The sequence below is a fragment of the Streptomyces atratus genome, assembly GCF_014648655.1.
Taxonomy (GTDB): Bacteria; Actinomycetota; Actinomycetes; order Streptomycetales; family Streptomycetaceae; genus Streptomyces; species Streptomyces atratus.
Window position 1 is genome coordinate 1 of record NZ_BMRN01000103.1, and the last position, 9,413, is coordinate 9,413.

Sequence of the window (9,413 nt, forward strand, 5' to 3'; positions counted from 1 at the left end):
GCCCTCGCGCTCAGGGCGGGAACCGAGGTCCACAGCGGTCTTGATGCTCAGTGCGGCATGGCACCACACGCATGCGGCGCCCTCACGCTGCGGCATCGAAAGCAATTCGAGAGACGGCATCTGCTCCAGGTGCTTGCTCAACAGAACGCCTCCGCCGGTAAACGCGGGCCGCCGCCCGGCCCGAACGCGGCGCCCAGCGCGGCCGGATCTGTGAGGTCACCAGAGGGCGTTGTCACGTTGTTGGGTGTGTGGGTGTCTGACGGTGTGTCGAGGCGTGGTGGGGCCTGGTTCCGGCCTGTGCTCAGGCCGCGGTCGTCAGGCCGGTGTTCTCGGTGACGTGGTCCCAGAGGGTGAAGCGGATGGTCATTTCGAAGCGGTGTTCGGCGGCGGTGCGGATATGTCGCCGGGTGCGGAAGTGGGGTGAGATGCCGCTGAACGCGGACAGGAACCGCTGGGCCCCACCGATGCTGCGGAAGCCTTGCGCGCGACCTTTCAATTGGACGGAAAGCAACCTTTCGGACCTGCCGTAGGGAGGCCCGGGGCACGGTGCGATGATGACCCCGCCATGTTTATGCCTGTCGCACGCGCCGGGGCCGGTCTGCGGCTCCTGAGGGCCGCGGTGTTCACCGCGGTCTGCGTCGCGCTGTCCGCGGCAGGTCACTCCCTGGCTTCCTGCGCGGCCGTCCCCTGGTGGACCCTGCTCGCCGGATTCCTGGGGATCTTCGCCGTGGTGGCACCGCTCGCCGGACGCGAGCGCTCACTGCCGTCCATCGCCGCCGTGCTGGCCGGCGGACAGCTCGCTCTGCACGTCCTGTTCGGCATGGGTACGCACACCGCCACGGCGGATACCGCCACGGGCGACGACCCACTGATCCGGTTCGCGGCAAGCCTCGTGTGCGGCATGGAACCGGCGCAGTTGAACGCCGCCGAAGCGCAACGCATCATCACTGCCGCGGGCATCGACCCGGCGTCGGTGACGGCCGGCGGACACCAGCACATGGCCTCTGTGGCCGGTTCGGACCCGGCGGGCCTCGCCGGTCTGCTGCCCAGCCTGCCCATGCTGCTCGGCCACCTGCTGGCCGCCGTTGCCACCGGCTGGCTGCTGCGACGCGGCGAGATCGCCCTGTTCCGGCTGGCCCGTCTGTCCGCACACGGCGCCCAGCAGATCGCGGCCGGGGCCCGGTTGCGTGCGCTGCGCGCCGCGCTCGCGCTCGTGAACGCCCTGCGCGCCGGACTTCCCGAGGGCCCGGCGACCGGTCCGCGCACCCCTCGTACCGCGGGCGACTCCCCGGCACCCGCCACCGGGGACCCGCTGCAGCACATGGTGATCAGGCGGGGTCCGCCCCCCGCATACGCGCTCGCAGTCTGACGCGACACCCTTCACCCGATACACGCACCACTCGACGCACGGACCACCCGGCGCGGACGAGTCGTGCCGTACGAGCCGTGCACACACGTGGGGAAGAGGTCTCGCGATGCCGTCGCGCACCCGCGCGCCGGACACCCTTCGTGCTTCAGTGGAGTGCCCCTTCATGAATGTTTCCCGTATCGCCCTCACCGGCGCCATCGCCCTCACCACCGCACTGACGCTGGCGGGGTGCTCGACCTCGGACAGCAAGCCCGAGCTGAAGGTGAGCGGCGCGTTCATGCCGCAGCCCGCCAGCGACATGGCAGGCGGTTTCCTCGTCGTGAAGAACAGCGGCGACACATCCGACCGGCTCACCTCGGTCACCAGTCCCATCTCGGACGACGTCACGATCCACGAGACGAAGAACGGAAAGATGCGCAAGGTGACGTCCTTCGAGGTGCCCGCGGGCGGCCAGCTAGATCTGGAACGCGGTGGAAACCACATCATGTTCATGAAGCTCAAGCAGCAGCCCAAGGTGGGCGAGAAGGTGCCCGTGGAGCTGCACTTCGAGAAGGCCGACCCGATAAAGGTCGACCTTCCCGTGAAGGAGACCACCCACGCTCCGAAGAAACACTGAGGGACTGACTCGATGACAGCCACCGCCCCGCACTTCGGATCGGCCCCGTCCATTCCCGCGCTACGTCGCCCACTCGCCGCGGCCGCACTCCTCGCCGCCCTTGTCGGCATGGTGTTCGGCCTGCTGCTGGGCGGCGCGGGCCCCGCGTCCGCGCATGCCGCGCTCACCGGGAGCGATCCGCAGGACGGGGCGGTGGTCGACACCGCTCCCCAGGAGATCAGCCTCACCTTCTCCGAGAGCGTCGCCCTCAGCGACGACTCCGTCAGGGTCCTGGACCCCAGCGGCGAACGCGCCGACACCGGCGCCGCACCGCGTAATCTGCAGTGCGGCTCCACCATGAACTACAGCGTCCCGCTCCGCACCGGGCTGCCCGACGGCACGTACACCGTCGCCTGGCAGGCCGTCTCGGCGGACAGCCACCCCATCTCGGGCGCCTTCACCTTCTCCATAGGAGCCCCCTCCGGGACCACCGTCGCCCTCCCGGACGACGCGGCGGGGGGCGGCCTCGTCGGCGCCCTCTACGGCATCGCGCGCTATGCCGCGTACGCCGGTTTCATCCTGCTGGCCGGAGGCGCGGCCTTCATACTGGCCTGCTGGCAGCGAGGGGCGGGCGCACGCCCGCTGCAACGCCTGGTCGTACGCGGCTGGATGACCCTCACCGTGGCCACCCTGGCCATGCTCCTTCTCCGCTACCCGTACACCGGCTCCGGGGACCTCGCGGACGCCTTCGACCTCGACGGCCTGAAGGCCGTGCTCGACACCAAGCCCGGGGCGGCGCTCGTCTTCCGGCTGCTGCTGCTCGGCGCTTCCGCACTCTTCGCCGCCGTGCTGTTCGGGACGTTCGCGAAGCACGAGGACGGACGCGAGAAGAAAAGCCTCACCGTCGGACTGGCCATCGGCGGCACCGTGATCGCTGCGGGGATCGCCGGGACCTGGGCGCTCGCCGAACACGCCTCGGCCGGGATCCAGCCGGGCATCGCCATCCCGGTCGACATACTCCACCTGCTGGCCGTCGCGGCCTGGCTGGGCGGGCTGACAGCCCTGCTGGTCGCGCTGTACCGGACGCCGGACATCGAGGTATCGGCGATACGGCGCTTCTCCCGTGTCTCGTTCGGCAGCGTGCTCGTGCTCACCGCCACCGGGATCTACCAGTCCTGGCGCCAGGTCGACACCTGGTCCGCGCTCACTGGCACCAGGTACGGGCAACTGCTGCTCGTGAAGGTGGGTCTCGTCGCCGTCCTGATCGGGATCGCCTGGATCTCGCGCCGCTGGACCGCACGACTGGTCACGAACGGAGCCGACGCGGAGAGAGAGGAGACCGGGGCAGAGGCCGAGGTGGAGGTCGAGGAGGCCCCCTCGGTCCCACCGCCGCCTGCCACCGAGGACCCCGTGCGGGCGGCCCAGCTCGCCCGGCAGAGGGCAGCCATGGCCACCGTCGAGAAGAAGCGGATCCGCGACGCCGACCCCGACCGGTCCGGGCTGCGCCGTTCGGTGCTGGCGGAAGTCGGAGTCGCTGTGGCGCTGTTGGCCATGACGACCGCACTGACCTCGAACGAGCCGGCACGTACCGAGGAGGAAGCGGCCCGCAGCTCCACGGCAGCAACCGCTCCCGCAGCCGCACGTCCGGTCAATCTGACGCCGCCCTTCGACACGGGCGGCAGGGACGGCAAGGGAACGGTGCGGATGGAAATCGACTCCGCCCGGCTGCTCGGCAGATAGCATCCGGCATCAAGGTGACCGTCTGCCGCGACGGCGCCGAAGTGCTGCTGCGCGCGGACCTGGACCAACCGGCCATGGTGTTGCTCGGCACCCCGCTGCCGGTCGTCGACGCTGCCAATCGTGAGCGGCGCGGGCAGGCCGACGTCGAAGACCGCGACGCCGAAGCCGTGCAAGGTCTCCTGGGCGAAGTCGGTGTTCCAGTGCGTCCAGCGGCCGAGAGCCTCGCGCCAGTAGAGGAGCATCGGCGGGATCCCGGAGCGGGACGGCGGGAGAGGTCGCTGACACCGGTGCTCAACTGCTGGTCCGGGCGACGCTTCGCCGCAGACCCGCGGCCATGACCAACTGCCGGACGGTTCATACCTCACTCGGTTGCGAGGCCGAACCTACGAGCTCGACGCCCTGGATGATCGGGTGCGTGCCAGAGGACGCCGAGTCGGCGGTGGGTGAGTTCCTCCGCCTTCTGAACCAGGGCCGCCTGCGCGATGTCCGGCTCGGACGAGGGCGGAGGACCGGCGAGCGCGCCGTCGGCGATGCCGGCCGGCCCGGTGAAGTGGACGGTGTACCTCCATCCGTCCGGGGTCCGGTACAGGACGAGGCTGGTCGGCGTCCCGAGGGTGCGCCAGTACGGCCGCCGTTTGCTCGCCATGCCGGCACGGTACTGCGGACTCACCGCCCATGCGGCGCGTCCGGCGTCACCGGGGACGTACGCGCCCCGACCGTCCGGATAAACGGATGGTCGGGGGCGAGCGTGACGCGGCAGGATGCTCCGCATGACATTGCCCACCCCCGAGCTGCACACCGCCCGCCTGCGACTGCGGCCGTTCACCGACGCCGACGCGGCGCCGCTCTACGCGCTGCACAGCAGCGCCCACGTGCTGCGTTACTGGGACTCCCCGCCGTGGACCGAACCGGCCCGCGCCCAGCGCTTCATCGCGACCTGCCGGACGATCGAGGAGCAAGGCACGGGAGCGCGGGTGGCCGTCGACCGAGTCTCCGACGGCGCGTTCATCGGCACTGTCACGTTGACTGACCGGCCGGAAATGATCTTCTGGTTGGTCGTGGTGGGAGGGGTCGTCCGTGGACAGCGCGCCGCCGTCGTACAAGGGGCACCGGTACCCGGTGGAGATCATCGCGCACTGCGTGTGGCTGTACTTCCGTTTCCCGCTGTCGTTCCGCGAGGTCGAGGAGCTGATGCTTGAGCGCGGCGTGCTCGTCTCCCACGAGACGGTCCGCCGCTGGTGTACGAAGTTCGGGCAGGTCTACGCCAACGGCCTGGGCCGCCGGCGTGTGCAGCCGGGCGACAAGTGGCACCTGGACGAGGTCTTCCTCAGGATCAACGGTGAGCTGAAGTACCTGTGGCGGGCCGTCGACGCCGATGGCAACGTGCTCGACATTTTGGTCCAGGACCGGCGGGACACCGCTGCGGCCAGGCGGTTCTTCCACAAACTGCTCAAGAAGACCTGCTCGGTGCCGAGGGTGATCGTCACCGACAAGCTCCGCTCCTACGGCGCGGCCCACCGCGAGGTCATGCCCTCCGTGGAACACCGCGCCCACAAGGGTCTGAACAACCGGGCCGAGAACAGTCATCAGCCGACGAGGCAGCGCGAACGCGCGATGAAGGGATTCCGCAGTACCGGCGGGGCCCAGCGGTTCCTGTCCGCGTTCAGCGGCATCTCACCGCACTTCCGACCACGCCGCCACCTGATGACCGCCACCCAATACCGCACCGAGATGACCACCCGCTTCGCAATCGGGGACGAGATCACTGGTGCCACCGACCAGCCCATCGCAGCGTAAGTCAGGCCCCCACCCGACCCCTACACACCCTGACGCGCCCTCAATCGATCAACACCGCACCAACGTGACAACGCCGCTCAGAGACCTCAGCGTTTGATGCGGCTGCGGATCGCGAGGACGGCCAGGCCCAAAAGAACGGGCTCGACGAGGCGGGAGCCCATTTCCGTCCAGGTGCCCGTCGTAGTGAGGTTCTGCCCAGAGGACCGGAAGATGACAGAGTTGGCAACGACCCGCAGGCTCTTCTCGAACCGCTCTGCCGATACTCGCTCCTGCCACGAGCCGGTGGGGTTGACCGGGTCGGGGGTTTCCGTGACCGGGCGGACCTCCTTGCCGGTGACCGTGCCGGTGGATTCGGGCTTAGTGGGTGCAACAGTTGTGGTGCACGAAGGTTGGGGCGATTGACTCAGTCGGTGATCGTTCGTCGTGGAGGTACCGCTTCACTTTGGGCTGGCAATGACGGCAGCGGGGTGCGGCTCTTCTAATCAGTGCCCAGCTCGTCCAGCCGGAGCGCGCCATCGTGGGACCCGGTAGCGAGTACCGCAGTGCCGTCGGGGCGGAGGGCCGCCGCGGCGGCGCCTCCGGGATGGGGCGGTGCAAGTTGCTCGCCGGTGAGTGCGTTCCACTGGTGCACGGTCTCGTCCTCAGATGCCACGATCACACGGGGTGCGCCGGCGACCGGAACGACAGCGGTTGTGTGCGGGAACAGCTCGCCCATGCGCAGGGGCGGGCCGATCGGTTCGCCTGTGGCTGCGTTCCACCGGTGGATTCCCTGTACTTCGTCGCGTGCCAGGAGGAGGACCCGTCCGTCCGGTAGCTGGCAGGAGGCGAGGTTGAAGGCGCGACCGTCAGGGCTGACCGTCAGCGGCTCGCCGACGGGTTTACCGGTCTCTGCGTGCCATCGGCGCACGGTGCCGTCCTCGCCGCCGGTGACCACCAGTGGTGTGCCGTCTGGCAAGGTGAGGCTCGTGACGGTGAGGGCATACCCGCTGTGGCATTTCCAGGAGGACCCTTCCGGTTCGCCGGTGGCTGCGTCCCAGCGGTGGAGATGGCCGTCGATGCCGGCCCCCACGAACAGGAGCCGTCCGCTCGCGGATGGCGCAGTGGTGACGTGCCAGATAGTGGTGCTCTCGTTCCGGCCCAGGGACTGCCCGGTGTGCGCGTCCCAGCGGTGCAGCCCGTCCGGGTCGGACGTCGCCAGAATCAGCCGGCCGTCCGGCAGCGGCGCGAGGGCACCGTTGTGCACGAGCAGCCATTCGTCTGCCTCGAAGTCGACGACACGGAGACCGGAGACCGTATCCCAGCAGCGCAATTCACCGTCGCCCTCATGACCCGCCGTGAACAACAGCTCCCGCCCATCGTCCGGAAACCACCAGGCCAGGGGATGAGCGTAAGAGCGGTGGGCGTTGGCAATGCGGCGCATCTGGTCTCCTGAGCAAGGCAATGCCTGGATGGCAGTAGATGGTCGGGCCCAGCAGGCCCGAGAAGGTGCCTGCAAGCCCCCCTGACGCCCTCAAGCCCACCAAGTCAGGAAGAGGCTATGTGAGCCGCCATCGCCCCCACAGGGCGCCCAAGGCGCCTGAGGTGCAGAGGATGCGAGAGCACCCATTGGGTAATCGGGTGCCGGGGGTGAAAGTTTGTTCGATTTCCCACGGACCCTCCCTGTGGATAACCGGTACTACGAATGCGAAATGAACCGATTCGCACCGCAGGAGGCGGCACCCGATTACCCAATGGGTGCCGCCCTCTGACCTGCGGTTTCACAAGATCACTCCCAACCCTGTGGAAAACGTGGCACCTGGCTACCCAATGGGTGGGAGCCCTCTGACCAGGGGAAACGCTCCCTCCGTGCTGCTCCGGGGCCGGGGGGCGGCACCCGATTACCTAATGCCATAGAGATGTGACCTTGACGTGGCGCCTTCGCTGCTCCGCTGATCGACGCGCGCAGCGGGTCGATCAGCGGGCTCAATGGGGCTGATGAATTCGGCAGCTACGGAAAGGGATGTGGACCGTCAGCCTTAGGGGATGTCTCACGTGGCGCTTCGGTGGTGCGGCATGATGCTGCACTGTGAGGGTTGATCTGTCGCGTCGGCTGGTGCCGGACGAACTGTGGGAACTGACCGTTCCGTTATTACCGAAGCTCACGTCCCGTCCGCAGGGCGGTGGTACTGCTCCGGTGGACGAGCGGGCGGTGTTCACGGCCGTGGTGTATGTGCTGACGAGCGGCTGTGCGTGGCGGTATCTGCCGGACTCGTTCGGTGTCTCGCCGGCCACCGCGCACCGCCGGTTCTCCGTGTGGACCGAGGCCGGGTTGTGGCGTCGGCTGCACCGGGCGGTGCTGGACGAACTCGGCGCCAGGGGCGAGCTGGACTGGTCATCGGCGATCGTCGATGCCGCATCGGTACGGGCGAAAAGGGGGGTTCGCTGACCGGGCCGAATCCGGTCGATCGAGGCAAGAAGGGCAGCAAAACCTGCGATGAACCGTGAGGTGTGCCCCTCGCCCTCATGGGTGACTAGCAGCCGAAGGCCGAGCCGTACGCCGCGATCCGCCCGGGTACTGGACGGCCAGTGGCCGCCGTCTGCGGGCCATCACGCCCGTGACGGCCCGCGCACGACCCGCCGGGACGGCCCCCGCCCCGGCGCGGCCTGCCCTCCGGATACCGGTCCAGAGGTACGGAGCCTTTTCAACCCCGCTTCGGACTGTTCAGATCGATGTGGAGTTCGGGAAGAGCCTTGCGTAGCCGGTCGACGGTAGCGGCGTCGAGCTTGGTGTGCGACAGGCTGATGTATTCAAGGTGGGTCAGCCCATACAGCGACTCCGGCAGCGTGGTCAGCTCGTTGAAGGACAGGTCCAAGCGCCGCAGGCGGGGCGTGCGGGTGAACGCGTCGTCGGGGAGGGTGGTCAGGGCTGGACGGACGACACGACCGCCGATCTTCTGTTCTCCCCACCGGTCGAGGTACAACTCCTCCAGCGTCGTGATCGGCCAGACGCTGCCGAGGAGGTGATGTCGTTGTGCGGGAGTTGATCCGCCGCCGAAGCGCAGGATCCGCAGGGGCAGCTGGGCCAGGTCCGGAAGCCGGTCGAGACGCGGGATCACCGAGCAGGTGAGGTCGAGTTCCTCAAGCGAGGTGAGGGCGAGAATGTCGTCGGGGATGCCGGTGAGGCGGGCGTTGGCCAGACTGAGCCGACGCAGTGCCGACAGCCTGTTGACCACTGGAGGGAGTTCGGCCAGCCGGTCGTAGTTGAGGTAGGACAGGTCAAGGTCGGTCAACAAGCGAAGCCGCTCGACGCTGTCGGGCAGAGGGGTGGACAGGTATGGGAGCTGCAGCGTCTGCAGGTTGACGAGGTCGCCGAGCTGTTTGGGCAGGCTGCGCAGGCGGGGACTGTACAGGCGCAAGATCCGGAGCTGGGTCAGTCGCCCGATGGTGGCGGGCAGTTCCTCCAGCCGCGTCTCCGACAGGTCGAGTTCCTCCAGGCTGGTCAGCTCGCCGATCCGGTCAGACACGCTCAGCCCGTCGAGGGCCAGTCGGCGCAGGTTCGACAGGTTGAAAACCTGCTTCGGTATCGCAGTGATGCCCTGGTTGGTCAGGTCGACGTCGGTGGCGGGGGCCAGCTGCTTCAACACCGGTGGCGTCTCGGGGGTCGGGCGAAGGATGGGGCGACCGTTGAGTGCTGCTTCGTAGATCTTGTCGCGGTCTGCCTTCCCCTTCCGGTACGGCCGCTCGTGCGGTATCAGCACTTCAGGTGCAAGGACCTCGGACAGGTCATCGTCGTAGTCAAAGGTGGCCTCCTCAGGCTGGCCACCGTCGACGTCGGTGTGAACGTTGGTGCTGAGGTGCTCTGATTGTTTCTGTGCGGCTGGCAGGGGATGGTTCAGCTTGGGCATGGGGTGTGGGGTGGCTGGTCGGGTAGGT

The 9,413-nt window shown here is 68.4% G+C and carries 9 protein-coding genes and 2 pseudogenes; 7 read left to right on the forward strand and 4 right to left on the reverse strand.

What is annotated here, in order from left to right:
- Positions 1-301 precede the first annotated feature (301 nt).
- Positions 302-481 (reverse strand): annotated as a pseudogene (locus IEZ15_RS42645) (IS6 family transposase); the annotation flags it as partial.
- Positions 482-565: 84 nt separating this feature from the next.
- Here IEZ15_RS42645 and IEZ15_RS42650 point away from each other — a divergent pair.
- The 4 genes from IEZ15_RS42650 to IEZ15_RS42665 all read left to right on the forward strand — a co-directional run bounded on the left by IEZ15_RS42650 (position 566) and on the right by IEZ15_RS42665 (position 4,042).
- Positions 566-1,369 carry a hypothetical protein gene (locus IEZ15_RS42650; protein WP_189282317.1) on the forward strand — a complete coding sequence of 268 codons (804 nt, stop codon included), beginning with the start codon at positions 566-568 and terminating at the stop codon, positions 1,367-1,369.
- 163 nt (positions 1,370-1,532) lie between these two features.
- Complete coding sequence (locus tag IEZ15_RS42655; RefSeq protein ID WP_189282318.1) at positions 1,533-1,985, forward strand: copper chaperone PCu(A)C; 453 nt, start codon at positions 1,533-1,535, stop codon at positions 1,983-1,985.
- 12 nt (positions 1,986-1,997) lie between these two features.
- Positions 1,998-3,704: a copper resistance CopC/CopD family protein gene (locus IEZ15_RS42660; protein ID WP_189282319.1), complete on the forward strand. Its 1,707-nt coding sequence runs from the start codon at positions 1,998-2,000 to the stop codon at positions 3,702-3,704.
- A gap of 14 nt (positions 3,705-3,718) precedes the next feature.
- Positions 3,719-4,042, forward strand: a complete 324-nt coding sequence (locus IEZ15_RS42665) for a hypothetical protein (RefSeq protein WP_189282320.1) — start codon at positions 3,719-3,721, stop codon at positions 4,040-4,042.
- Positions 4,043-4,065: 23 nt separating this feature from the next.
- Here IEZ15_RS42665 and IEZ15_RS42670 read toward each other — a convergent pair whose 3' ends face one another.
- Positions 4,066-4,350 (reverse strand): hypothetical protein, encoded by a 285-nt coding sequence (locus IEZ15_RS42670; protein WP_189282321.1) that lies wholly within the window; start codon positions 4,348-4,350, stop codon positions 4,066-4,068.
- A 124-nt stretch (positions 4,351-4,474) separates the two neighbouring features.
- Between IEZ15_RS42670 and IEZ15_RS42675 the strand changes: the two are divergent.
- Together IEZ15_RS42675 and IEZ15_RS42680 are read left to right on the forward strand one after the other, a co-directional pair.
- Positions 4,475-4,732: pseudogene (locus tag IEZ15_RS42675) on the forward strand (GNAT family N-acetyltransferase); the annotation flags it as partial.
- 49 nt (positions 4,733-4,781) lie between these two features.
- On the forward strand, positions 4,782-5,501 hold the full coding sequence (locus IEZ15_RS42680) for an IS6 family transposase (protein WP_189282322.1): 720 nt from the start codon (positions 4,782-4,784) through the stop codon (positions 5,499-5,501).
- Between the two features lie 478 nt (positions 5,502-5,979).
- Here the strand turns inward: IEZ15_RS42680 and IEZ15_RS42685 are convergent, their stop codons facing one another.
- The gene (locus IEZ15_RS42685) at positions 5,980-6,921 is read right to left on the reverse strand and encodes a WD40 repeat domain-containing protein (protein ID WP_189282323.1); all 942 of its coding nucleotides are present in this window, start codon (positions 6,919-6,921) and stop codon (positions 5,980-5,982) included.
- Positions 6,922-7,566: 645 nt separating this feature from the next.
- On the opposite strand from IEZ15_RS42685, the gene IEZ15_RS42690 reads away from it, so the two are divergent.
- Entirely contained in the window at positions 7,567-7,926 is a 360-nt protein-coding gene (locus tag IEZ15_RS42690) for a transposase (protein WP_229846556.1), read from the forward strand.
- A 256-nt stretch (positions 7,927-8,182) separates the two neighbouring features.
- Here IEZ15_RS42690 and IEZ15_RS42695 read toward each other — a convergent pair whose 3' ends face one another.
- Positions 8,183-9,385 (reverse strand): leucine-rich repeat domain-containing protein, encoded by a 1,203-nt coding sequence (locus tag IEZ15_RS42695; protein WP_189282324.1) that lies wholly within the window; start codon positions 9,383-9,385, stop codon positions 8,183-8,185.
- Positions 9,386-9,413: the final 28 nt, after the last annotated feature.

Coding starts and splice junctions, on each gene's coding strand:
- IEZ15_RS42650 (WP_189282317.1), top strand. CDS start 566: ATGTTTATGCCTGTCGCACGCGCCGGGGCCGGTCTGCGGCTCCTGAGG.
- IEZ15_RS42655 (WP_189282318.1), top strand. CDS start 1,533: ATGAATGTTTCCCGTATCGCCCTCACCGGCGCCATCGCCCTCACCACC.
- IEZ15_RS42660 (WP_189282319.1), top strand. CDS start 1,998: ATGACAGCCACCGCCCCGCACTTCGGATCGGCCCCGTCCATTCCCGCG.
- IEZ15_RS42670 (WP_189282321.1), bottom strand. CDS start 4,350: ATGGCGAGCAAACGGCGGCCGTACTGGCGCACCCTCGGGACGCCGACC.
- IEZ15_RS42685 (WP_189282323.1), bottom strand. CDS start 6,921: ATGCGCCGCATTGCCAACGCCCACCGCTCTTACGCTCATCCCCTGGCC.
- IEZ15_RS42695 (WP_189282324.1), bottom strand. CDS start 9,385: ATGCCCAAGCTGAACCATCCCCTGCCAGCCGCACAGAAACAATCAGAG.